Here is a 23,697-nt window from a genome sequence, read left to right as displayed (position 1 = left end):
TTATGGTAATTAAACAGTTTATGAAACTGAAAGCCATTCACCGACTCATTTTACTTCTTGATTTTATCTTTGGTCTATCTCGGGGCATTATCATTCCCTTTTTGGTTACGGACATGATGACGCGTTTAGGTGCTAGTTATACTACTATAGCTGGAAGTGTTTTCATTTATTTCATTGCGCGTACATTTGGTGGAGTGATCGGTGGCGCTTTATCAGATCGATACGGACGTAGACCGCTTATATTGATGGGCTTGTTTGTAACAAGTGCTTCTTATCTATTCCTCCCTTTTGTAAGTGACGTCTTAGAATTCACAACAGTCTATATTGTGTTAGGATTTGCACATTCATTTTTCCGTTCTGTTTTTTCTGCCTTAATCGGAGATACAGTGGATAAAAAAGATCCTACTATCCCATTTGCGATGTTTTATATCAATCAAAATATTTCTGTTGGTATAGGAGCGCTTCTAGGGGGGGTTATCCTAGCAGTAGGTTCTAGCTTTATTTATATCTCTACTGGGTTATTATTACTTTGTTTTTCTATTATAACGATGTTCCATCCATTATTAAAAAATCAAAGTAGATCCGAAATAAAGGTAGAAGAACAAGAACCAGTTGAAGTGGAACAGTCCTACCAAGGTAAGTCTAGTCATATATATATATTGATTAGTATTTTCTTGCTCAATGTTATTTTAGTCTCCACATACGGTGTATTTAATGATTTATTAGGAGCGATTCTCCATGATTTCGTAGAACTATCTCCATTCGTTATTGGTTTGTTGTTTGCGTTGAATTCTTTCTTGATTGTCATATTACAACTCCAAGCATTAAAAATAGTAAGCAGATGGAGTTTTATGAGCCAAATGTTATTTACGGCTACCTTATTTTCCTTATTCCATTTGTTACTCGGAACCCTTGAGAGGATTCCCGCTATCTATCTATGCGTACTTCTCATCGTTGTATTTACAATCGGAGAGTTAACCCATGTAGCTAATTTAAAATCAAAAGTAAATCAGTTTACTCCTGCAAAGAAGAGGGGGCTAGCATTTGGGATCCTAAATGCAACATTTAATATAGGGTTTGGATTAGGTCCATTTGTTTTTGGCTTTTTCTTAGATAAGTTAGGTTTAGAAAGGGTCGGTTATAGCTTTTTCGTTTTTTATCTAGCTACAGCAGTGGTTCTAAGTGTACTCGTAGTGAAAGAAAAGCAGTCTAAAAGGTCACCGAAAAAGGTTCAAGGTGAAGTGAATCATTAATACAGAAGCTATGTCATCACAAAAAAGAATGAGGTGCTAATATGAGTCGTTCAATGATAAAATTGGGTGCTTTTTTACCTGCTCCAGGACATCATATTTCTGCTTGGAGACACCCGAATGCATATCCAGCAGGTGTACTTGATTTTCATTATTATAGTTCGATAGTTAAGACAGCAGAACGCGGTAAATTCGATATGATTTTTTTATCGGATGGTGTAGGAGTACGTACGCATTATAAAGACTCGGATGAACTTAGTCGCTGGGGACGGATGGTTCATTTTGAGCCCTTAACATTACTATCTGCACTGTCAGTGGTAACGGAGCGTATTGGGTTAACTGCAACATGTTCTACTACTTATAACGAACCTTTTCACGTTGCCAGAAAATTTGCTTCTTTAGATTTTTTGAGTAACGGTCGTTCTGGTTGGAATGTCGTTACTTCAACAACTGACGTGGAAGCCCAAAATTTTAATCTGGACAAGCAACCTGACCACGAGACAAGATATCTCAGAGCTAGGGAGTTCATGGAGGTAGCAACTGGATTGTGGGATAGTTGGGAAGACGATGCCTTTTTGTTTGATAAGGAGTCGGGTCGTTTCTTTGATCCTGAAAAACTTCATATATTGAATCACAAGAAGGAATTTTTTTCAGTACGAGGCCCCCTAAATGTGGCTCGCCCCCCTCAAGGTTATCCAGTTATTGTACAGGCAGGCTCTTCCGCAGATGGACAGGATTTTGCTGCTCAATGGGCAGAAGTTATCTTTACAGCACATAAGAATTTGGAACAGGCAAAAGCGTTTTATCGAGGTATAAAGGAGCAAGTCGTCAAATATGGTCGATCTCCAGATCAAGTGAAAGTGATGCCTGGTATCTTTCCAGTGGTAGGAAGGACCAGAGATGAAGCAGAACAAAAATATGAAACATTGCAAAATTTAATCGATCCAGTCGTAGGTCTTGGCTTACTTTCCACTCAATTGGGAAATATCGACATTTCAAAATATCCAGTGGATGGCCCATTACCAGAACTTCCGGAGACACAAGGAAGTACGAGCCGTCAGAAGTTGTTGTATGAGGAAGCGAAAACCAAAGGGTTAACGATTCGTGAGCTTTATCGTTCTATTGCAGGTCCGCGTGGACACAGAATGATCTTAGGCACTCCCCAAGAAATTGCAGATCAACTAGAAGAGTGGTATGTGAGTGAAGCTGCTGATGGATTTAATATTATGCCACCGCAATTACCAGATGGGCTAACAGATTTCGTTGAACTTGTGGTTCCCGAGCTCCAACGACGTGGGTTATTTCGAACAGAGTATGAAGGCCAAACACTACGAGATCATCTGGGCCTAGAGCGTCCTTCTTTTCGTGCACGCTCTGGGAGTAAATAGGGAACATTTTGCAGGGAATTTGATGAGAGAAAGATGTAAGGAGTACACACAATGGAAATCGAATATGAAGATTTAATTTTAAAGTTAAAGCAGCCTTTTCAAAGTAATAAAGGAACATTTACATCTGCTCATCAGATAATAGTCAGACTGAAATGGAAGGAATGGAGAGGGTATGGCACTGCTGTATTCGCCAAAGAATACGGCATGACAGCTGAGACCGTTGTAAATGCTTTCAATCTGTGCTCAGACATAGTGAAGGAGCATACCCCTTTTGAAATCGAAAAGCTATTAAACGATCTCGAGGCGTTGATACCAAATCAGCCAACTGTGATAGCAGCAATCGACATGGCACTTCATGATATGTTAGGGCAAATGACTAATCTTCCCATTCATCGGTTATGGGGACTTGAAGGACTATTCATTCCACCCACTAGCATTTCCCTAGGTGTAATGGATCAAAACGATTTATTGAAGCAGGCCAAGATGCTTTCACAATGGCCTATTTTAAAATTGAAAATGACTTTGACCAGTGAGGTAGAGTTGATCGGAAGGCTAAGAGAAATATACCAAGGGCGTATTTGGATTGATGGGAATGGAACTTGGAATTGTGAAGATGCCATTGTAGCAGCCAATAAACTTCATCAATATGGTGTAGAGCTTTTAGAGCAACCGATTCCTGCAGGATCACATGAACAGTTGAAATGGGTTCAAGATCATTCGCCTATTCCCATTGTTGCGGATGAAGATTTTCATTGTATTCAAGACCTACTAAGTTTGAGCGGAAGTGTAGGTGTAGTTAATATCAAACTTCTGAAGTGTGGTGGGCTTCGACGAGCAAAGGAAATAATCCAGTTAGCTCGAAATGTTGGGATGAAGGTAATGTTGGGGTGTAAAACAGAAAGCTCTTTAGGGATTACTGCCATTGCGCATTTAGCTGGGCTTGCAGATTACATTGATCTTGATGGCCATTTGAATCTCCAATCAGATCCCTTTACAGGAATTAGAGTAAACAATGGTTTGATTACATTACCTAATAGGTTTGGAATAGGAATTATAGATAGGAGGGGCAGTTGAATATGAGTATTCTCATTATGAATAAAACGGGGTATCCGTATGACGATTGGTTAAAAGATTTGAATGAGGATTTGTTGCTACTGACTACTTCGGAAAAGGCCCGAGGAGCAGTGAATTACCATTTAGTTGAAGGTTTTGAAAACTATCGAACCAATGGTGAAATGGAGATACGTGCTTTAGAGTTGTATGAGACTCATAAGTTTGATGCGATTATTGTAACATCTGAATATGACCTTATACGAGCAGCTAGATTAAGAGAACAGTTGGGCATAGAGGGTCAATCTTTGGAAAGTGCGATCGCTTTCAGGGATAAAACGGTTATGAAGAAGCTTGCAAGAGAAAAGGGTTTAAATGTCCCAGAATTCTCACCATTAGAGTCCCCGTTGGATTTGTATAAATTTATCCAAAAACATGGATATCCCGTTATTGTGAAACCAATAGATGGGGTAGGTTCGTGTCATACAGTCATTATAAAAGATCGAGATGATTTAATGACTTTCTTGAGCAAGGGATTAGCTGTTCATCTTGAGGTGGAGAAATTCATCGAAGGGGACATGTATACGGTAGATGGCTTAGTCATAAACGGTGAAATGGTACTTTGTTGGCCATCTAAGTATATAAATGGATGTCTTGCCTTTCAAGATGAGTTATTTAATGGAGGTTATCTTCTAGAATCAGAAAATCCATTGCTACCCCGACTCGTAGAGTTTACTCAAAAATTATTAAAAGCACTTCCTACCCCTAAAAACACTTCATTTCATGCCGAAGTGTTCCATACCCCACATGATGAATTAGTCCTGTGTGAAATTGCTAGTCGTACAGGAGGGGGATTCATTCGTGAGAAAATAATACAAGGCTTTGGAATTGATTTAGTTAAGCTCTCTGTACAGGCACAATGTGGATTAGTGGAACAGGTTTCTGCCTCATTGTCCAATGTTCCAAAACTTGAGATGCTGGGAGGCTATCTTTTAGTACCAGCTAAAAAAGGAGTTCTAAAAGAGATGCCTGCAGATCCTCTGCCAGAATGGGTAACTCAATATAAGGTCACCGCACATTGTGGCCAGAAATTTAATGAGATTTCAAGTAGTGGTGACTATATAGCTAAAGTGCTTATTAAGGGAGAGTCTGAGGCACAAGTTCAGAACCGTATCGATGAGTTGGCAATGTGGTTTGAAAACCGTGTAATATGGGATGATACGATTTAGTTGTGAAAAATGGCCTTCTCAAATCATTTTTTGAGAAGGCCATTTTTCCAATTATATCAGATGTTCTTATAAATAATTCGGGAGTGTAGGACGGTTTTTTGGCTTGTTCTTTTCAGAATTATATTATATAGTTAAACTTATATGTTAATTTGTATATTCTACTAAATGTCCTTTCTACCTAAGGAGAATGGTATGAAAAAGATATCGATTATTCCTGTTATAGCGTTATTGTTAGCAGTGATTCTGTGGGGCTATAACTTTATTGTGACAAAACTTCTATTAGTTGTACTAAGTCCCTTTGTATTAGCTTTTTATGCTATTTTCGGGGCAGCGATTATATCGGTTCTTATTTTTTGGAGAGGATTATTTAGTTACGACAAGAAAATATTAGTAAAAATATTCTTTGCTAGCTTTTTTGGGATTTTTTTATTCAACCTCCTTGTGAATTTCGGGATGAAGAAAACTTCTTCAGTTGATGCAGCTTTGATTATCGCACTCGTCCCATTGATAAGTAATATTCTTGATGTGATTTGGTTAAAGAATCCATTACGAGCAATAAATATATTTGGAACTTTATTGTCTATTACAGGAATTGTTTTATTAGTAACCAATGGAGAGTTCGGCTCGGTCCGATTTAGCGATGATCATTTATATGGTAGTCTCATTTTATTTGTAGCCGTTATTTCGTTCGTTATCTACATTTCACTTGGAAAAAGCATTATGAATTCGATTAATCCCATTCACTATTCTACATGGTGTTTTATATTTGGCAGTGGATTGCTTTTTATTCCGGCATTCATTTGGGGTGATTTGACGGCGTATAAGAATCTGGATCATACTTCTCTACTCTATGTACTGTTTGCTATTTTATTTGCCAATCTAGTAGCAGATATGGCTTACAATTTTGGAGTTAAGAAGACCAATATAATTATTCCATCGTTGTTTTCTAATTCCATTCCTATTTTTACCATGTTATTCTCGATTTTTGTATATAACGAACCGATTTCAAATGTAAAAATAATAGCGGCATGTTTCGTCATTATTGGCTTAGCCCTACCTACCATTGCAAATAGAAACGAGAGCGTGAAAATATGAAAGTTATTGTTTTTGATTTAGATGAAACGTTGTGTAATCATACCCGGGGTGAACAGGATAGCCTACAGGAAGTTTTTAAGGCTTATTTTTGTGATCTGGGTCTTTCGTTTGGAGAGTTTCATGAGGTTTTCTCAAAGTTTAATAGGGTTTCTTGGGCGAATTTTGAGAAGGGGATACAGGATGTAGAAGCTACTTTAACATATCGATTTAAGTTGCTTTGTGATTTTTATGGAATGGAAGAAAGGCTGGCGGAAGTTTCGAGTGCTTACAAGTCGGCTTACATAAAAAAATGTGTGCCGTATGAGGGGGTTGAATCTTTACTAAGCAAATTAAGCGAGTCCTATTTGCTTGCTGTTTGTAGTAATGGGATGGAGCAAATTCAGATGGGGAAGCTGAAATATCATAAAATGGATTCATACTTTTCTTGTTTTCAATTCGGAAGTTGTTATCCATTTTGTAAACCTCATCTACATTTTTTTCAGAGTTTAGTGGATGAACTTGCGGCAGAGCCAAGAGATATTTTGTTTATTGGAGACTCGCTCACAAATGATATCATGCCAGCTAAGAATATAGGGATGAAGACCCTCCATATTCAACAAGAACATATAGTAGAAGAGGTGCTCCAGTGGGAATTAGTATGGAACCAAATAAAGGAATGGATCGGATAACGTTAAAAAATGCTACCTATTATTCAGATCAACACGATTTTCGCCTTGCTGATATTGTGATTTATGGGAATAAAATCGAAAAAATATGCCAGCCAAATTCTCAGAGTAGTGACCATGTAATCGATGCGAAAAGTCTCATCGTTTTACCTGGATTAACGAACGGACATTTACATCCAAGTAAAGAGCTATATGGAGGAGTAAAAGCTTTTAGTAGTATAAGTGAGGTTTTGGATACGGTTCATCGAAATAATCATCTAGAAACAGAAGAACTGCAAGGATTATCTTCTTTATACTCGATATTACATTCGCTACGCCAAGGTATAACCACTCTAGGCATCTTCACGAGCCGAGCTGAGATAGATGCGGAGCAAGCGAAAAAAGCGGGTGTTCGAGCAGTTATTCATTTTTCACAAAATGATCAATGGTTAGGGAGGGAATCCAAACCGAGTTCTTCCTCTCTTGAAGAGGTTATCAAACGCTATTCTGATTGTGTACATACATATGAATCAGACTTGATAAAAGTTCATCCAGCCACCGCCTCAGAGCTTTCGGCAACTCCAGAACTAATGAAAGAGCTTCATAAAATTGCCTTTCAAGAAAATAAGAAGTTTGTCATGCATATTTGTGAAGGTAAAAGCCAAGTTGAGCAATGTATCTCTCATTATGGGAAATCTGGAATTCAGGTACTCGACAAGCTTCATTTATTAGACTCTTCTACTCTATTGGTTCATGCTTCAACACTGTCAGATGAAGATCTTCATGTACTATCTGACAAAAAGGTAAACTTTATACACTGTCCAGTCAGTAATAGTTTTACGGGAGCTGGAAGATTTCCGTTTAAGGCTTTAATCCATAACAAAATTGGATTAGGTACAGATGCAGCTATGGTAAACCCGTTTCATAAATTAGCATTTGATGCTGCCTTCTCACTTTATTTTCATGGTGAATCAAACTTAGAGGAAAAAGTGGATGTAACAGACATAGTTGATTCGATAACGAAAACAGGAGCGTCTGCATTAGGGTTAGATCATGTAGGAAGTGTGAAAGAAGGAATGTTCGCTGATTTATGTTTTTTTAAGCGAGGTGATGTGGTAGTTGAATCACAAGATCCGAGCTTACTGTTTTTAGATGTGATTCTAAGCCATCATCCGATTCATGTAATGGTGAACGGGGAATTTGTTATTTTGAATGAGAGTTTTCTTCACTGTGATTTTAATCTAGTGAGCGATCATTTTTTACAAAACAAAAAATGGGGAAGGTAGAGATCATATGAAAAAAAGAGTGGCATTTTTATTTTCTGGACGTGGGTCGTTATTAGGGGCGGTACAGGACGGTTTAAAGAAGTTATCAAGTGAACTTACTTTAGTTATTACGAACAACCCTAAAGTTGATTCTTCCCAACTTCCCATTTCCGAAGGTTGCTATTTTACCTGCATTGATCACCAAAATTATAAAAGCAGAAGGGATCATGAAAATGAAATCTCATCTTTGATCGATCGATATCAGATTGACTTGATTGTACTTGGGGGATACCGTCGTATTTTTAGTACTGAATTTGTGGAGCGATACGGCCATAAAACCATTAACACGCATCCGTCCCTACTCCCAGCATTTGTAGGAGATAAGGCACAGCTAAAGGCAATTCAGAAAGGAGTCAGAATTACAGGAGCTACGGTTCATTTTATCAATAATGAAGTGGACCAAGGTCCTATTATTACGCAAGCAGCCGTCGAGGTAAAACCGCATTATACAGAGTCGGATTTGAGAGAAGCCATTATCGATGTGGAAAAATTAGCTTTGGCAAGGGCGGTACATCTATTCTTGGAGGATAAACTTGAGATTAAAGATGATGTGGTTTATGTGAAGAGTGGGCATGAGAGCGAACTTTTTGTTTAATGATGCCTGAATCATTCAGTAGGCGAATATCGAAGTCATGCTCTGAGATAGGAGTGGTATATAGTGGAGTCTAACTTGTTATTTTCAAGTCAATATTCAGTTGCAAATATTCACCGCCACGAAAATAAGAAATGTTGCTTTGTATTGGTTCACGGCTTCTCTGAATCAGCAGTATGCTGGGATGACATGATCAATCCCATCAAAGATCATGCTAATTTCATAACATATGATTGTGTAGGACACGGAAATAATGCACATTTATGGGAGCTTGCTTCATTTCCAGCATATGTCCAGCAATTAGATGATCTGGTCAGTTACCTAAAAGAAAAAGAATGTTTTCAAAAGATGATACTGGTTGGTCATAGTCAAGGAGCTGGGATTGTTGCACAGTATTCCATACAAAACCCTACGAATGTAGATGGTCTGATCCTCATATCCCCATTCCTCTATATTGGAGCACCCCTTAGAGCCCTTTGGACTAATTTTCTTCAGTTAGTGGAGCAGGGGGAGATGAGAAGATTTTGGGATCTAAATAGTAGCCTGTTGTTGGGTCCTAAATCAGAGAGTTGGTCGCAATTTAGAGAAAGCTCTATGCAGGAGCGCCTCAACTTTTTTACGAAAGAACAGTTAGTGATGCTTTTGAACGCCTTGTTACATATTGAAGTTACAGGCGATCTCTCCACTCTCAAAAATAAACCGATGTATTTGATACACGGTCAATACGATTTGATGTTTCCTAGCTACTATAGTAAAGAAATACAAAGCCAAGTGCTCGAAGCAGAATATATCGAGGTTGAAGGTGCGAATCATTTATTGATCGAGCTTGAATCAGCGGTGTATTCAGTAATGTTGAAGATGATGAAGGATACTAATAAGAAAGATAGTTTGTGAATTGATAGGAATTTTATATTTCGTTTGAAGCCACCTATTTTAAAAGGTGGTTTTTTCACATATGAGGGGCGTGGACAGATCGTGTTTTGTTTGTAAAGGAATTTAGATATAAGAAAGCTCATATTATGAATCGGTTTTTAGGATCATACTGTAAATAGAAAGATGTTTTTTTGGATGACAAAATGTATAGATGGAGAGATCAACGATGTGGTGGGACGTTTGTGTTGGAGTTATTTTGGGCATTGTGGAAGGGATGACAGAGTTTATCCCTGTCTCGTCTACCGGTCATATGATTTTGGTAGGAGATTTGTTACTAGGCTTCCATGAAAATAATGAAAGAGCACCCACTTTTGAAGTAGTCATCCAGTTAGGATCTATCTTGGCTGTGGTGGTTGTTTTTTGGAAACGTCTATTAAGTCTTATTGGAATTCATATTTCTCAAAAATCAAAGGATGATAACAAGGGACAAGGTCATCTTACGATTCTACACGTAATTGTCGCGATGATTCCGGCTGTTTTGCTGGGATTGTTGTTACGGGACTCTATTAAAGATTTATTCATTCCTGAAGCCGTGGTTTATCCCCTAATTTTGGGAGGTATTTTATTGATCATCGCGGAAAAGTGGAATCGCCCTGTCGTAACTACCAGCTTAGATGAGATTACATATAAACAAGCATTTATGATTGGTGTATTTCAATGCTTTGCTTTATGGCCAGGTTTTTCCCGTTCTGGCGCCACTATTTCAGGTGGACTTTTAATGGGTGCAAATCATAAAACTGCGGCAGAGTTTTCTTTTATTGTTGCCGTACCGATGATGATGGGTGCCAGTAGCCTTGAATTGTACAAGAGTTGGGGTAAGTTGCATTTCAGTGATCTTCTCCTTTTTGTAACGGGGTTTGTTACAGCATTTTTAGTAGCGCTGTTAGCGATTAAATTCTTCTTACATTTGATGGAGAGAATTAGTTTAACCCCATTTGCCATCTACCGTTTTATTTTGGCGGTTATTTTGTTGATTTTCTTTATGTTAGTAGATTAAACAAGAAAGTAGAAAAAAGACTTTACTCGTGGACAAGTCCATAAGTAAAGCCTTTTTGTGTTGCTAGACATGATATATTGAACAACCAATTATCTACCAAAAAGATCTTTTAGGATAGAAACATCCTATGTCTAACTTCCTTTTTTTAGCGATGCAGAGGCAAAGTTGACAGAAAAGCGTTCACACCAAATCGAAACGGTCTGGTATTTGTTTAAGTCAATATTCTCGGGAATTTCGTAGTTTTGATCTCCTTTGTTCCCCTTTATTTGTCCCAATGAAATAGAGTTTTCTTGGGTTACCTCTTTACTTTTTTTGATTTCTGGAAGGGCAACCAGATAGATTTTTACGTCAGGACCGTTATCTGTTTCAAATTCCGTGAAGCGCAAAATTCGTTTCCCATCTTCCAGTTGATGAATCGTTGCAGTTCCTTTTCCCTTATGAAAAGTATCTCCACTATGAAACTGACCTTGGTATAAAATGTTCGATCCTTGCGTTTTTCCACTAGTGGTTTGAAGTGCTTCATTTACTGTTTTATCAATAAATAATTTTTCGGGACGGAATATAAACCAAAGTCCAGCAAGCACGATAAATAAAATAGATATGATTTTCCATGTATTGCTCTTCACCAAGAATCCTCCTTACATTACTCTTCATTAAAGTAATACATTAATATGTTACGATGTTTATTTTTTTTATTCAATAGATTTATATTTATACAGAAAAAAAGATTATTCGTATGAAATGCGATATAGATTGATGAAAAGGTGTGTGACAGAATTTAGATTAATAAAAGTTTCATTAAATAATTTTATTTGAATTAATAAAAAGTAATGTATGTTTACTATATAGTTTTTGGGGACTATGAGTTACTTTTCGAAAAATAAAGGAAATCAAGTTTCAATGAAGAGAACCAAGGGGTATATGTGTTAAGGTTGTATTTATAAAGAACTATAAATTTTTAGATTAGGAGGAAGTGAGTTATGTTTTTTAAGTTGATTCACAACGAAAATATTAAAACGTCATATCGTTTATCTACTTGGATTATGATGGGACTCTTAGTAGTGGCTGTGCTGCTTACTACATTTATTGGGGGGTATAAACAGCCCGCAGATGGGCAGGCGGATCTGCAGAAGGGAATCGAGAAGAATACGGCAATATTAAACGATAAAGAGGCTGACGAAGATGCAAAGGAAATGGCACAAAAGGAAATAGCAAAAAGTGAATACCTTTTGGCCAATCATATTAAGCCATATACGATCCATACATATTTAGATAATGGACAAGGGATGATTGTTTTCTTTGGTGCGTTCTTTGGGATCATCATCGCTGCTAATAGTGTAGCAAGTGAATTTTCAACAGGAACCATTAAATTATTGTTAATTAGACCCATCCATCGTTTTAAAATATTACTTTCAAAATACGTTTCTGCCCTCTTCTCTACAGCTAGCTTATTACTATTAGGTATACTTCTATTCTTAGTAGTAGGCGGATTATTGCTTGGGTTCGAGGGAATTACTGCATCGCATGCTGTGATGCAAGGGGACCATCTAGTGAAGGAAACTTTCCTTTATACTTGGAGTAAAAGCTTTTTGTTATCACTTATTCTACCATTTTTCGTCATTACCTTTACTTTTATGATTTCAACGGTTTTCCGCAATAATGGATTAGCAATCGGTCTCTCAATGGCTGCTTATTTTGGGGGTAATATTGCAACACTATTCATGCTGAAGTATAAATGGGTTAAGTTTACGCCGTTTATCCATATGGATTACTTGTCTTCAGGAGATGCGCTTATTAAGGGAATGACCACTTCCTCCTCCTCTATCGTACTCGGTGCCTATTTCCTCCTCTTCTTGGCCATTGCTATGATTACTTTTAAGAAGAGGGACATCGCCATTTAGAGAGAAAGGGGAATGAATCATATGAAAAAAGCAATTGTACAGATAAAAGATTTAAAAAAGGTAATAAGAGGTAAGGAAATCATTAAAGGGTTAACATTTGATATCTACCCAGGTGAAGTCTTTGGTTTTCTAGGACCAAATGGAGCCGGAAAGACAACAACGATTCGGATGATGGTAGGTCTCACTTCTGTTTCGGCAGGAGATGTAATAATTGATGGTAATAGCATTCAGAAGAACTTTGAGAAGGCTGTTGCTAAAGTAGGTGCTATAGTAGAAAATCCGGATATGTATAAGTTCTTATCGGGATATCAAAATTTAAAGCAGTATGCTCGTATGGTGAATGCTACAGATAGCCGTATCGATGAAATCGTGAAATTAGTTGGTTTGGAGAATGCAATTCATAATAAGGTGAAGACGTACTCTCTTGGTATGAGGCAGCGTCTGGGACTGGCACAGGCACTTCTTCATCATCCATCGGTCCTTATTTTGGATGAACCTACTAATGGACTTGACCCAGCAGGGATTCGCGAATTACGTGATTACCTTCGAAAACTGGCCAGTGAAGAGGATATTGCAGTGATTGTTTCGAGCCACTTGCTAAGTGAAATGGAACTAATGTGCGACCGAATTGGGATTGTAGAACAAGGTAAATTGGTAAAAGTAGAAGATATGAATGAATTTATCCATGGAGATAGTAAAGAGACGCAAGTTACGTTCCAAGTAGAGCCTCTTGATCTAGCAGAGCGCCATGTGAGAGAGCAATTCCCGAATAGCCAGGTGGCCATAAAAGATAATGAATTAGTCCTCGCTATTAATAGAGAGGAAATTTCCGAGGTAAGTAGTTTTCTCCTTCATAATGGGGTTCGTTTATACGGCATTCAAAGTAAAGCAAAATCATTGGAAGACCGCTTCCTAGAGGTTACGAGTCAATGATGAGAATAAAGGCTTATGTCAAAGCAATCATCTATTTTGCATGTGGCTTAGGAATAGGATTACTCGTTTCAAATACCATTTTTTAGTAGATTGTATGTTAATTAATATAAGAGTGAAGGTGATTACGTGGCGTTTCAATTAGAAGGGCTGGATCATATTCAGTTAGCTGCACCAGCAGATAGTGAAGAGACAGCACGTACTTTTTTCAGTGATGTCCTTGGAATGAATGAAATTCCTAAGCCAGATAATCTGAAGAAGCGAGGAGGAGTTTGGTTCAGTGTAGGGGCACAGCAACTACATATCGGGATTCAAAAAGACTTTTCTCCAGCTAAAAAAGCACATCCTGCATTTCAGGTTAAAAACTTAGAAGGATTGCGTGAACAGCTCATTCAAAACAAAATCGAAGTAATAGACGATGAGCCTTTGGAAGGGACTAATCGCTTTTATGTTCATGATCCATTCGGTAATAGGATAGAGTTTTTAGAAAGAATATAGGTTTTAACAACAAACTCGCACTTATCATTAATAGAGATGTGTGGGTTTTGTTATATATACATCAGAGTCTAGTTTTAAACGAAGGGAGTGATAAAGTCATAGAATATAAACGAATTGAGTATGTTCTACTATGTTTCAAAGAATTACTCCAGTGGTATGTACAATAAAAGTGGTTGATTGTTGAAATGATTCGGTACGAATGTGAAATTGTACTCCATTTCAACAAAACCGTACATAACTAAGTTTCACTTTTTTGATAGGATATAAGTACTGGTATAAACGGAGGTAATAATATGTTTAAAAATTTGCTTGCTAAATTTGGTCACGGTTCTGCGAAGGTGGACTTAGTTTTGGATAAGAAATCCTTTACACTGGGTGAGTCTGTTAGTGGAAGCCTGATGATTCAAGGTGGAGAGGTAGAGCAGAAGATCAATCGCATTGATATTGATTTCGTGGTAAGTATTCGAAAAGATGGACATGAGTATAAACAAGTGATCCAAACGTTTCCTTTTCATCATACATTTCATATTCAACCTGCAGAGAGACGCACCTTTCCATTTTCGTACACGATGCCAAACAATCTACTTGTATCGGGGACTTCGGTTGCCTATTTCTTTAAGACTCGTTTAGACATTGCAGACGGAGTAGATTCCTCAGATCGTGATTTTGTTCACATTGATCCTCCTGTCCGTCTCCAACAAGTCATCCATGCTTTCCAACAACTGGGCTTCCACGAGAAATATGATTCACGTTCGTTTGATGGATATATGCAAGAATTTGAGTTTGCACCTACGAACTATTTCCGGGATAAAGTGCAGGAAGTAGAATTTAAAGCCGCGATTGAAGAAGGAGGAATTCGGTTACTTCTAGAAGTTGATTTATATTCTTTCTTTGGAGAAAGGGAAATTAAGCGTGAAATCTGGCTTGCGAATGAAATGCTAAGTCAAACTTCAGAGTTAGTGCAGTATCTGAATCAAGTGATTACCGAGGTGGTGAATGACCCAAGTATGTACTCTCAAGGATATTCAGGATATTTCCACCAAGGACAGCAAGGACATCGTAGTCATCATTATAGCCGCGGACATCATCGCAGTCATTCCTCCGGTGGAATGGGCAAAACGGCGATGGGGGCTATCGGGGGTTTTGCCGCGGGAATGCTCGCAGCTGAGGTAATGGACGAGGTTTTCGATGGTGCAGAAGATATGGCAGGCGGATTTGATGATTTCTTTGGCGACGATGGTGAAGCTTAATGTTGTTATTTTTTGTCTCAAAACATTCTTTTCTCTTTTTGGGAAATGGATGTTTTTCTTTTCGAACTATAGACTAATAGAATAACGTTCGATGTGAGTTTATTTCATATCAAAACAACTTTAACTTAATAGTTTGTCAGATGTGTTGATTTGCATAATTTTAGGAGTTAAAGGGATGATCTATGACATTCTTCATGAAGGAACTGATAGATCCTCATTAACCACTCGGTTGGGAGTTGACCAAGCCACAGCTTGCGCAAGAAAACGATTTTCGAAATGGCAGAAAAGGCTGGACGTGTGTAACCATACAACCATTGAATTAATGCATAAGCGATAAGGGAAGCGTATAGCTGACCGTATACAGCATTTGGAGTTGTTCCGAACAACCGCTTTACATTCAGATGTTGTTTCATCCAGCGAAAAAACAGCTCAACTTGCCATCGGGCACGATACATTCCAGCAATTGCCTCAGCGCTCACATCATATAGATTCGTAACCACTCGAATCTCATGTCCCTCCAGATCTTGAAAAGTAACTAACCGAAATGGATGGATCGTTCCATTCACTTCCTCGCCCAAACGCGCTATCCAGTCTTCTCTAACAAAGGATTCCTTTGTTGGAACAGAGCAGATACGTTCATCACGAGTAACGGCATTTTTCTTTAATCGGATGACAAAGAATTTGTCTTCTCCATGAAGTTCATCCATCCGATCATATTTGGCATACGCACGATCACAAATATAGATGGCTCTTTTCATAGTAACCAACTGAGATGTCTTCTTTGAATCATGTTGCGACGCAACTGATTCTTCCACACATATGGGAGTCATTGTTTTCACATCAAAGGAAACATGCAACTTCACACCCGCTTTTTCACCGCGGAATTGTGCCCATTTCCAGTTTCCGGCTCCAGTTGTAATGGTAGTAGAATCTACAGCAATGGATGGTGGCAATTCTAGATCTCTGCGAAGGCGTCGATTACATCGACTTAGGAATAAGTGAAGTAGTTTTTTGAAAAAAGAGTAAGGGACAGATGATGCCTTCTTAGAAAATGTCGAATAATTCACTTCTATCAAGTTTTCGCTTGCCCTTAGATTGTTCTTCGCTTTCGCGAAAACTGCCCCATTTCTCGGCCGCTGATGAGATCCAAACTTTCAATAGCTCGAAAGTATTGAACTTCCTTGCTGTACCAGGTCAATACTACTTGACTTTAAGTGTCATAGTTTAGGTACTCTCAACCCTTGGTATTATTGGATTTTACGTATCTGACAATTCCTATTTGCTACCTGTTCTAGCTATAGCAAAAAACAAGGTAAATCATACATTTCTTTAGCATGATTGATTTTCATAAATTATTCGTATACAATTGCTAATGGTCTTAAGCCGTATATTATTACATAGGGAGATGTATTTGAATGAAAAAGAAATTAGTCGGAACATTAGTGGCTGCTGGAGTATTAGTTACTTCACTAGGAGCAGCATCCGCTACCTGGTTCCATTGGGCTCATGAAGTGAAAATCGGAGCGCATGGTAACCATGACCATTATTCGCAAGCACATGAAGCTGGATACGGTGGGTCAGATCCTACTCATCAGCTTGTAAGAGTAAAGAAAGCAAGTAGTCGTGTCTTCTGTATGACGAATGATTATCGTGAGAACAATATATCTGCGCAAAAGCAATGTGTACAGGATGCAACTACATCTCTGAAAAGCTCAGCATATCGTAATCAACTTATTAAGATGCATTTTGAAACAGCTCAAAATAACCCTGATCCTACTACCTTCTTTTACAGTTGGGCGCCGTAAATAGAAGATTACCGGATGGAAGATTTTATAATCTCCATCCGGTATTTTTAATGTTGTTCTATCAAATGACGTGAATAGTAGAAGATAGGATTTAAAACACCTTAAAGTAAAGTAACTCCTCTTGCTGAAGGTGATTGAGTAGTGTGTTTATATTAAATTAGATAATCTATGAAAAATAATCATAAATAGCGAAACTATTTTCATATTATATGAGTATATGTTGTATAGTGTAAAAAAACGAAAAGAATGGAGAGGTTTATATGAAAAAGAAATTAGTCGGCATGTTAGTTGCTGCTGGAGTATTAGTTACTTCACTAGGATCAGTTTCTGCTACGTGGTTTCATGAGGATGAGGAATATACATGGATTGGAGCGAATGGTACAGATGACCATTATTCAGTTCCACGAGTGGCTGGACACGGTGGAGGCGATCCTCAAACTCAGCTTGTAAGAGTAAAGGATGCAAGTAGTCGTGTCTTCTGTATAACGAATGATGAGAATGAGAACAATATATCTTCACAAAAACAGTGTGTACAGGGTGCAACTACAGCTCTGCACAGCACAGCACAGCGTATGCAATTGATTAAGATGCATTTTGAAACAGCTTACAATAACCCTGATGGTACTACCTTCAAGTACAGTTGGGCACCGTAAATAGAAGATTACCGGAATACAACGTGCCCTATCGAATCTATAAACCCTACCTATAGAAATGTGGGTGATTTTTTCCTACAGTCCCAACCTATCCCTCTTTTCCACCCACCACCACCTCCTTTTTATCTGTAGGAAATGACAGTTAAGGTTCCTTTGTTAATATATATATATAAATACTACTTACCCTTAAGTGTCATAGTTTAGGTATCATCAGCCCTTGGTACTACTTGATTTTACCTGTCTGACAATTCCTATTTGCTACCTGTTTCAGCTATAGGAAAAAAACAGGGTAAATCATACATTTCTTTATTACGCTAAAGCGTTTTGTTGCTCTAAAAATCCGATATTTTGGAGCATATTTCGCGGTAGGATATCATCCTACAAATTCTCCTTGTGATCAATAAAAAAGAGGTTAATATAATTATTGATTTTCATAAATTATTCTTATATAATTACCGACGGCATTAAGCCGTAATAATATTACATAGGGAGATTGATTTTATATGAAGAAGAAACTAGTCGGCACGTTAGTGGCTGCTGGAGTATTGGTTACTTCACTGGGAGCAGCTTCTGCTACGTGGTTCCATGAGGATGAGGGATATACATGGATTGGAGCGTATGGTATGTTTGACCATTATTCAGTTGACCGACCTGCTGGACACGGTGGAGGGGATCCTCAAACTCAGCTTGTAAGAGTAAAGGAGGCAAGTAGTCGTATCTTCTGTATGACGAATGATGTTAACGAGAACAATATATCTTCACAAAAACAGTGTGTACAGGATGCAACTACAGCTCTGCACAGCACAGCAAAGCGTATGCAATTGATTAAGATGCATTTTGAAACAGCTTACAATAACCCTGATGGTACTACCTTCAAGTACAGTTGGGCACCGTAAATAGAGGATTACCGGATGGAACGGTGTCATCTCCATCTGGTATTTTTAATGCTGTTCTATCATATGACGTGAATAGTAGAAGATAGGATTTAAGACACCTTAAAGCAACGTAACTCCTCTTGCTGAAGGTGATTGAGTCGTGTGTTTACGTGTGTTTATATGGAGAAAGATAGTCTGTTAAAAAATAATCATAAAAAGTGAAACTATTTTTCTATTATATGAGTATATGTTGTGTAACACAAAAAAATAAAAAGAATGGAGAGATTGATATGAAAAAGAAATTAGTCGGCATGTTAGTGGCTGCTGGAGTATTAGTTACTTCACTAGGATCAGTTTCTGCTACCTGGTTCGCAAATGGCTACCAGGAAATTGGAGCATTTGGTAAAAATGATCATTATTCTCCTGCGCAACAAGCTGGACACGGTGGAGGGGATCCTAAAACTCAGCTTGTACTAATAGAGTTTGCAAGTAGTCGTGTCTTCTGTATGACAAATGATAATAATGAGAACAATATATCTGCACAAAAACAGTGTGTACAGGATACAACTACTGCTCTGCACAGCAAAGCAAAGCGTGGGCAATTGATTAAGATGCATTTTGAAACAGCTTACAATAACCCTGATCCTACTTACTTCTTCTATAAATGGGCACCGTAAATAGAAGATTACCGGATGGAGATTTCATAATCTCTTCATCCGGTTTTTTAAACCTATGTTTTATTAAATGAGGTGAATTTTTGTTGTTACATATTCTAAATGTAGAATTCAAGAGGGCCATATTACGTTGGCAAACGTGGATTGCTTTTGTCTTGTTTGTTGGATGTATAATTGTAGGAGTAGAAATTTTTCGTCCGGGGGAATTGGTTCCATTTGATCCTAACACCCATAATCCATTCAATGCATTTTTATATGCAATAGGGAATGGAGCTAGACCCATCCTACTGTCTCATGGCCTGCTGATTCAAAACCTAATCGAAATCCTCTTATCCCTGCGAATAAATCTAATATTTTCACAGTCCCAACCTATCCCCCTCCCGATTTTTTCTACCCCCACCACCCCCTCTAGAAGCATTGAACCCTTGATATGACTGGATTTTATAGTCTGACAATTCCTATTTGCTATCTGCTTCAACTATAGGAAAAAAACAGGTTAAATCATACATTCCTTTATCACACTAAAGCGTTTTGTTGGTCTAAAAATCCGATATTTTGGAGCATATTTTGCGGTAGGGTATCATCCTACAATTCCTTGTGATCAATAAAAATACGATTATTATGATTGATTTTCATAACTCATTCTTATACAATTACTGATGGCATTAAGCTGTAAATTATTACATAGGGAGATTGATTTGTTATGAAAAAGAAATTAGTCGGAACATTAGTGGCTGCCGGAATGTTAGTTACTTCTATGGGAGCAGCTTCTGCTACCTGGTTCCCGTCTTTTGGTCCTGTGGCAATCGGAGGGTATGGTTTTGGTGACCATTATTCGAGTCCACGTGAAGCTGGACACGGTGGAGGGGATCCTAAAACTCAGCTTGTAAGAGTATATCAGGCAAGTAGTCGTGTCTTCTGTATGACTAATGATGTTAACAAGAATAATATATCTTCACAAAAACAGTGTGTACAGAATGCAACTACAGCTCTGCACAGCACAGCATATCGTGGGCAATTGATTAGGATGCATTTTGAAACAGCTTACAATAACCCTGATATGACTACCTTCCTCTACACTTGGGCACCGTAATATAGAAGATTACCAGTATAATTTTTTATATAATTTCCATTGTCTTTAAGCTGTATATTACTACACAGGGAGGTAGATTTAAATGAAAAAAAAACTAGTCGGAACACTAGTGGCCGCCGGAATGTTAGTTACTTCTATGGGAGCAGCTTCTGCTACGTGGTTCCATGAGGATGAGTTTGATACAATTATTGGAGCATTTGGTAAGGATGATCATTATTCTGATCCACGCCCCGCAGGACACGGTGGAGGTGATCCTACAACTCAGCTTGTAAGAGTAATGGATGCAAGTAGTCGTGTCTTCTGTATGACTAATACTGTTGACCATAGAAATATATCTTCACAAAAACAATGTGTACAGGATACAACTACAGCTCTGCACAGCTCTGCAATTCGTGATCAACAAATTAGTATGCATTTTGAAACAGCTTACAATAATCCTGACTGGACTGGCTTCAGGTACAGTTGGGCACCGTAAGTAGATGAAAAAGGAGATGAGGTTTATTAATTAATCCCCATCTCCTTAATGTGCGCCCGGCATGGGCGTCCACCGTGAGGTGGAATCTGAAGGAAGCCGGCGGCAAATCTCCGGTCTGAGGAACACGAATCTCATATAAGGCTAATATTCGTTGGATGAGTCTGCGTTACAAGACAAAGTCCTTGCTACCGAAGGCGAATGAGAGTAAATGAGACAGATAGATGGAGAGAAAGACTGCGTTCTTACCCGGGGAGATCTGCATGGCAAGCCATGCTCACATGGTAACCTAGACCGAAAGGTTTAGCTGAACGTGCAGAAGTCAGCAGAAGCCATAGTACCTGAGTAGGGGACGCTTGAAAAGGGAAGGGCTGAACATTTAAGAAGAACGGTTCACTATGGTTCATTCTTTACATTGATACAGACAACCTATAATAGGCTTGCCTAGAGGAGGAAGTGGTGAAGTCCATGGGGGACTCTAGGAGGGTGGAGTAAGGAATGGACGAATAGAACGAATGGTTCACGGGGAAGGTTATATCGATGTTAATGAAACGGCTACTTTCAAGAGAAAATCTCTTGAAAGCACTCAAACAAGTGGAAAAGAATAAGGGTAGCCATGGGATGGATGGAATGTCAGTAGAATCCCTACGAGAACACATCCAAGAACATTGGATTTCTATCCGTTCTTCCATCGAAGATGGAACCTATAAACCGTTGCCCGTACGTCGAATCGAAATCCCGAAACCGAACGGGGGCGTTCGGTTATTAGGTATACCTACTGTGTTCGACCGTTTCGTACAACAAGCAATCGCTCAAATTCTAACACCTTTATTTGATCCGGGTTTTTCAGATTGTAGCTACGGGTTCCGTCCAGGAAAACGTGGACATGACGCAGTTAGAAAAGCCAGGGGATATATAGAGGAAGGCTATCGATGGGTAATAGATCTAGATCTTGAGAAGTTCTTTGATCAAGTGAGCCATGACAAATTAATGAGCTTACTTGTAAAGAAGATAACAGACAAGCAAATATTGAAACTGATTCGTAGGTATTTGCAGTCTGGAATTATGGTTAGGCTTACGAGTTTCCAATGAACAAGGTGGCCCATTAAGCCCAGTTCTTTATCTAATATCATGCTAGATGTATTAGATAAAGAACTGGAAAAGCGCGGGCATAGATTCGTTCGGTATGCCGATAACTGCAACATATACGTGAGAACCCGCAAAGCGGGGGAGAGAGTAAAGAAATCAGTCACCGAATTCATTAAACAGAAATTGAAACTCAAGGTAAATCAAGAGAAAAGTGCAGTAGATAGGCCCTGGAAACGAAAGTTTCTAGGATTTAGCTTTAGAAGCCATTTCAAAAAACATAAATATGCAAATAGTGAATAGAAAACATTGAAAAAATAAGTAAAGTGTGTAAAGTCAGTAATATGAGTAGACATGAGATAACAGATAAACAGTGGCGAAAGATAAACGGATATTTGCCGAAGGCAAAACGAGGAAGAGGAAGACCTGAAGCAAATTTACGAAAGACATTGAACGGAATTCTGTACGTATTACGCACAGGGTGTGCTTGGATGGATATGCCTAAGAAATATGGCTCTTACACAACGTGTTGGAGGAGACACCGTCTCTATTCCAAATTAAGAATTTGGGATCGAATATGGAAATGGTTACTGCGGGATCTATACGAAGAGAAGAAAATCCAACTAGGCATCGCACATGTGGATGCTAGCTTTGTTCCGGCCAAAAGAGGAGGAGACAAAATCGGAAAAACGAAGCTGGGTAAGGGATCTAAGGTATTTAGTGTTGTGGAGAATAAGAACGGGTTACCCATCGCTTTGCTGATTGAAAATGCGAATCCTCATGAGATTACCTTTGCTGAGAAAATCGTAAGTGAGATTCGTATTCCACAAAAACGAGGAGCACCCATTCGAAAACCTAAGATACTTGTAGCAGATAAAGGCTATATAAGTCAAGCCTTTCGGACTTATTTGCGAAGAAAAGGGATTCTTGTACGTATACCATTTAAGAAAAATCAAAAGCCCCCGAAGGGGCTTCAGCCAAAGGACTTCCAAAGCTCCTATAAACAACGGTTTAAAGTTGAACGTAGTTTTGCTTGGATGGATAACTTTCGTCGACTGGTTGTTCGGTATGACCGTTTTTCTTGGATAACAGGTGGAGCACTAACGTACGCTGGATATATCGTTTTCAAGAAATTTACTAGTTGGGCTTTCCTTTTCCCTACTTCACACCTGATGTTTTTAGCCCATTTTCCAAATCAACTTGTTCCGCCCATTCCTACACTTACGGCAAGTATATCGATGTTGTGTGGTCTTGCCTTCATTCTCGTTTGTTTAGTAGTAGGATGGATAAAGGTTAGAAAAGTAGATTTTGCAAAGTAGGCGGTATAGATGATTAAACTAATATTAACTAACGTTAACTTGTGCATTCGAAGCAAAATGGCGATTGGGATTTCGATTTTGCTGATTCTCCTTACCCTCATACATATCCCAATGATTAATGAACTGGGACAGAGAGAGAAATTTGAGCCGCAGTTGGTAGATTATTTACTATTTTCAATGGGAGGCGTATTTCCGGACTCTCTACTGCAATACTTAACTTGGGTGTGTGTCGTTTTCCCGATTATCTTATTTGTGTATCATATGATGAATGTAAATAGTGGATTTGATTTATTCGTTCTAACACGCATGAAAAAGAGGAGTAACTGGTGGATTGTAAAAGTACTCGCTCTCATCATGACTGTTTTGTTGTATTGTGTTGTGTATTTTCTCATTCACATGATAATCGGTTCTATGTTTTTCTCCATAAATGCTAGGTGGAGTTCCTTTTTTCAGATGTTCTTCTCTCATTTGGAGTTAAACGTGGGAACTCTCCTTTGCTTCATGATGATATTTTTCTTTATAGGACTCACGGCTTTTGCTCTACTTTGTCAATTGATAACGAGTCGATTTCGTAACGAAACAGCCGTCTACACGGTATTTCTTATCTCCTCAGTGGTGATAGGCTTTTTGGCTATGAG

24 protein-coding genes and 2 pseudogenes are annotated in these 23,697 nt (G+C 38.5%); 23 read left to right on the top strand and 3 right to left on the bottom strand.

The annotated features are described in order from the left end of the window. Positions 1-2: 2 nt before the first annotated feature. The 10 genes from BT147_RS10345 (at position 3) to bacA (ending at position 10,503) form a co-directional block, all read left to right on the top strand. Positions 3-1,253: an MFS transporter gene (locus BT147_RS10345; RefSeq protein WP_072334709.1), complete on the top strand. Its 1,251-nt coding sequence runs from the start codon at positions 3-5 to the stop codon at positions 1,251-1,253. A gap of 41 nt (positions 1,254-1,294) precedes the next feature. Further along, on the top strand, positions 1,295-2,638 hold the full coding sequence (locus BT147_RS10340; RefSeq protein WP_072334706.1) for an LLM class flavin-dependent oxidoreductase: 1,344 nt from the start codon (positions 1,295-1,297) through the stop codon (positions 2,636-2,638). Between the two features lie 51 nt (positions 2,639-2,689). Continuing rightward, the gene (locus tag BT147_RS10335) at positions 2,690-3,712 is read left to right on the top strand and encodes a dipeptide epimerase (protein WP_072334704.1); all 1,023 of its coding nucleotides are present in this window, start codon (positions 2,690-2,692) and stop codon (positions 3,710-3,712) included. A gap of 2 nt (positions 3,713-3,714) precedes the next feature. Then, a complete protein-coding gene (locus tag BT147_RS10330; protein ID WP_072334701.1) occupies positions 3,715-4,917 on the top strand; it encodes an ATP-grasp domain-containing protein in 1,203 nt (400 codons plus the stop codon). A gap of 192 nt (positions 4,918-5,109) precedes the next feature. Beyond that, entirely contained in the window at positions 5,110-6,012 is a 903-nt protein-coding gene (locus tag BT147_RS10325) for a DMT family transporter (protein ID WP_072334698.1), read from the top strand. Then, on the top strand, positions 6,009-6,680 hold the full coding sequence (locus BT147_RS10320; RefSeq protein WP_072334695.1) for an HAD family hydrolase: 672 nt from the start codon (positions 6,009-6,011) through the stop codon (positions 6,678-6,680). The genes BT147_RS10325 and BT147_RS10320 overlap by 4 nt, the downstream gene beginning before the upstream one ends. Then, positions 6,638-7,942 (top strand): amidohydrolase family protein, encoded by a 1,305-nt coding sequence (locus BT147_RS10315; protein ID WP_072334693.1) that lies wholly within the window; start codon positions 6,638-6,640, stop codon positions 7,940-7,942. The genes BT147_RS10320 and BT147_RS10315 overlap by 43 nt, the downstream gene beginning before the upstream one ends. Positions 7,943-7,949: 7 nt before the next feature. Continuing rightward, the gene (gene purN / locus BT147_RS10310; RefSeq protein ID WP_072334690.1) at positions 7,950-8,576 is read left to right on the top strand and encodes a phosphoribosylglycinamide formyltransferase; all 627 of its coding nucleotides are present in this window, start codon (positions 7,950-7,952) and stop codon (positions 8,574-8,576) included. Between the two features lie 63 nt (positions 8,577-8,639). Continuing rightward, a complete protein-coding gene (locus tag BT147_RS10305) occupies positions 8,640-9,467 on the top strand; it encodes an alpha/beta fold hydrolase (protein WP_072334687.1) in 828 nt (275 codons plus the stop codon). 205 nt (positions 9,468-9,672) lie between these two features. Beyond that, on the top strand, positions 9,673-10,503 hold the full coding sequence (gene bacA, locus BT147_RS10300) for an undecaprenyl-diphosphate phosphatase (protein WP_072334684.1): 831 nt from the start codon (positions 9,673-9,675) through the stop codon (positions 10,501-10,503). Positions 10,504-10,634: 131 nt separating this feature from the next. Here bacA and BT147_RS10295 read toward each other — a convergent pair whose 3' ends face one another. Further along, positions 10,635-11,132, bottom strand: coding sequence for a DM13 domain-containing protein (locus BT147_RS10295; RefSeq protein ID WP_502688568.1), 498 nt, complete (start codon positions 11,130-11,132; stop codon positions 10,635-10,637). 351 nt (positions 11,133-11,483) lie between these two features. Here BT147_RS10295 and BT147_RS10290 point away from each other — a divergent pair, with 351 nt between their 5' ends. From BT147_RS10290 to BT147_RS10275, 4 genes are all read left to right on the top strand, one after another. After that, positions 11,484-12,404 (top strand): ABC transporter permease, encoded by a 921-nt coding sequence (locus tag BT147_RS10290; RefSeq protein WP_072334678.1) that lies wholly within the window; start codon positions 11,484-11,486, stop codon positions 12,402-12,404. 21 nt (positions 12,405-12,425) lie between these two features. Continuing rightward, on the top strand, positions 12,426-13,337 hold the full coding sequence (locus tag BT147_RS10285; RefSeq protein ID WP_502688567.1) for an ABC transporter ATP-binding protein: 912 nt from the start codon (positions 12,426-12,428) through the stop codon (positions 13,335-13,337). Between the two features lie 126 nt (positions 13,338-13,463). Next, complete coding sequence (locus BT147_RS10280; protein WP_072334673.1) at positions 13,464-13,832, top strand: VOC family protein; 369 nt, start codon at positions 13,464-13,466, stop codon at positions 13,830-13,832. A gap of 293 nt (positions 13,833-14,125) precedes the next feature. Continuing rightward, positions 14,126-15,082, top strand: coding sequence for a sporulation protein (locus tag BT147_RS10275; RefSeq protein WP_072334670.1), 957 nt, complete (start codon positions 14,126-14,128; stop codon positions 15,080-15,082). A gap of 167 nt (positions 15,083-15,249) precedes the next feature. Here the strand turns inward: BT147_RS10275 and BT147_RS10270 are convergent. Next, positions 15,250-16,167, bottom strand: a pseudogene (locus tag BT147_RS10270) (IS4 family transposase); the annotation flags it as partial. Positions 16,168-16,497: 330 nt separating this feature from the next. On the opposite strand from BT147_RS10270, the gene BT147_RS10265 reads away from it, so the two are divergent. The 4 genes from BT147_RS10265 (at position 16,498) to BT147_RS10250 (ending at position 19,092) form a co-directional block, all read left to right on the top strand. Continuing rightward, positions 16,498-16,887: a hypothetical protein gene (locus BT147_RS10265; protein WP_072334664.1), complete on the top strand. Its 390-nt coding sequence runs from the start codon at positions 16,498-16,500 to the stop codon at positions 16,885-16,887. 260 nt (positions 16,888-17,147) lie between these two features. Beyond that, complete coding sequence (locus BT147_RS10260) at positions 17,148-17,540, top strand: hypothetical protein (protein WP_072334661.1); 393 nt, start codon at positions 17,148-17,150, stop codon at positions 17,538-17,540. A gap of 503 nt (positions 17,541-18,043) precedes the next feature. Beyond that, a complete protein-coding gene (locus tag BT147_RS10255) occupies positions 18,044-18,436 on the top strand; it encodes a hypothetical protein (protein ID WP_072334658.1) in 393 nt (130 codons plus the stop codon). Positions 18,437-18,705: 269 nt separating this feature from the next. Then, the gene (locus tag BT147_RS10250; RefSeq protein ID WP_072334655.1) at positions 18,706-19,092 is read left to right on the top strand and encodes a hypothetical protein; all 387 of its coding nucleotides are present in this window, start codon (positions 18,706-18,708) and stop codon (positions 19,090-19,092) included. Positions 19,093-19,362: 270 nt separating this feature from the next. Here BT147_RS10250 and BT147_RS15260 read toward each other — a convergent pair whose 3' ends face one another. Next, positions 19,363-19,449, bottom strand: a complete 87-nt coding sequence (locus BT147_RS15260) for a DNA cytosine methyltransferase (RefSeq protein WP_218159116.1) — start codon at positions 19,447-19,449, stop codon at positions 19,363-19,365. A 343-nt stretch (positions 19,450-19,792) separates the two neighbouring features. Here BT147_RS15260 and BT147_RS10240 point away from each other — a divergent pair, with 343 nt between their 5' ends. From BT147_RS10240 to BT147_RS10215, 5 genes and pseudogenes are all read left to right on the top strand, one after another. Beyond that, positions 19,793-20,182 (top strand): hypothetical protein, encoded by a 390-nt coding sequence (locus tag BT147_RS10240; RefSeq protein WP_072334649.1) that lies wholly within the window; start codon positions 19,793-19,795, stop codon positions 20,180-20,182. An 82-nt stretch (positions 20,183-20,264) separates the two neighbouring features. Further along, positions 20,265-20,657 carry a hypothetical protein gene (locus BT147_RS10235; protein WP_072334647.1) on the top strand — a complete coding sequence of 131 codons (393 nt, stop codon included), beginning with the start codon at positions 20,265-20,267 and terminating at the stop codon, positions 20,655-20,657. A gap of 537 nt (positions 20,658-21,194) precedes the next feature. Further along, a pseudogene (gene ltrA / locus BT147_RS10230) lies at positions 21,195-22,043 on the top strand (group II intron reverse transcriptase/maturase). Positions 22,044-22,084: 41 nt separating this feature from the next. After that, entirely contained in the window at positions 22,085-23,059 is a 975-nt protein-coding gene (locus BT147_RS10220) for an IS5 family transposase (protein WP_072334641.1), read from the top strand. 9 nt (positions 23,060-23,068) lie between these two features. Then, positions 23,069-23,697, top strand: a 629-nt coding sequence (locus BT147_RS10215; protein ID WP_072334100.1) for a hypothetical protein, incomplete at its 3' end; no start/stop codon positions are given.

Source organism: Thermoactinomyces sp. DSM 45891 (assembly GCF_900119485.1).
Classification (GTDB): Bacteria; Bacillota; Bacilli; order Thermoactinomycetales; family Thermoactinomycetaceae; genus Baia.
Note: the sequence above shows the minus strand (reverse complement) of the source record. Positions and strands in the feature narration are given on the sequence as shown.

Bases quoted from the DNA above. Each gene is read 5' to 3' on its own strand.
- BT147_RS10345 (WP_072334709.1), top strand. From the start codon at position 3: ATGGTAATTAAACAGTTTATGAAACTGAAAGCCATTCACCGACTCATT.
- BT147_RS10340 (WP_072334706.1), top strand. From the start codon at position 1,295: ATGAGTCGTTCAATGATAAAATTGGGTGCTTTTTTACCTGCTCCAGGA.
- BT147_RS10335 (WP_072334704.1), top strand. From the start codon at position 2,690: ATGGAAATCGAATATGAAGATTTAATTTTAAAGTTAAAGCAGCCTTTT.
- BT147_RS10330 (WP_072334701.1), top strand. From the start codon at position 3,715: ATGAGTATTCTCATTATGAATAAAACGGGGTATCCGTATGACGATTGG.
- BT147_RS10325 (WP_072334698.1), top strand. From the start codon at position 5,110: ATGAAAAAGATATCGATTATTCCTGTTATAGCGTTATTGTTAGCAGTG.
- BT147_RS10320 (WP_072334695.1), top strand. From the start codon at position 6,009: ATGAAAGTTATTGTTTTTGATTTAGATGAAACGTTGTGTAATCATACC.
- purN (WP_072334690.1), top strand. From the start codon at position 7,950: ATGAAAAAAAGAGTGGCATTTTTATTTTCTGGACGTGGGTCGTTATTA.
- bacA (WP_072334684.1), top strand. From the start codon at position 9,673: ATGTGGTGGGACGTTTGTGTTGGAGTTATTTTGGGCATTGTGGAAGGG.
- BT147_RS10290 (WP_072334678.1), top strand. From the start codon at position 11,484: ATGTTTTTTAAGTTGATTCACAACGAAAATATTAAAACGTCATATCGT.
- BT147_RS10285 (WP_502688567.1), top strand. From the start codon at position 12,426: ATGAAAAAAGCAATTGTACAGATAAAAGATTTAAAAAAGGTAATAAGA.
- BT147_RS10275 (WP_072334670.1), top strand. From the start codon at position 14,126: ATGTTTAAAAATTTGCTTGCTAAATTTGGTCACGGTTCTGCGAAGGTG.
- BT147_RS10265 (WP_072334664.1), top strand. From the start codon at position 16,498: ATGAAAAAGAAATTAGTCGGAACATTAGTGGCTGCTGGAGTATTAGTT.
- BT147_RS10260 (WP_072334661.1), top strand. From the start codon at position 17,148: ATGAAAAAGAAATTAGTCGGCATGTTAGTTGCTGCTGGAGTATTAGTT.
- BT147_RS10255 (WP_072334658.1), top strand. From the start codon at position 18,044: ATGAAGAAGAAACTAGTCGGCACGTTAGTGGCTGCTGGAGTATTGGTT.
- BT147_RS10250 (WP_072334655.1), top strand. From the start codon at position 18,706: ATGAAAAAGAAATTAGTCGGCATGTTAGTGGCTGCTGGAGTATTAGTT.
- BT147_RS10240 (WP_072334649.1), top strand. From the start codon at position 19,793: ATGAAAAAGAAATTAGTCGGAACATTAGTGGCTGCCGGAATGTTAGTT.
- BT147_RS10235 (WP_072334647.1), top strand. From the start codon at position 20,265: ATGAAAAAAAAACTAGTCGGAACACTAGTGGCCGCCGGAATGTTAGTT.
- BT147_RS10220 (WP_072334641.1), top strand. From the start codon at position 22,085: ATGAGTAGACATGAGATAACAGATAAACAGTGGCGAAAGATAAACGGA.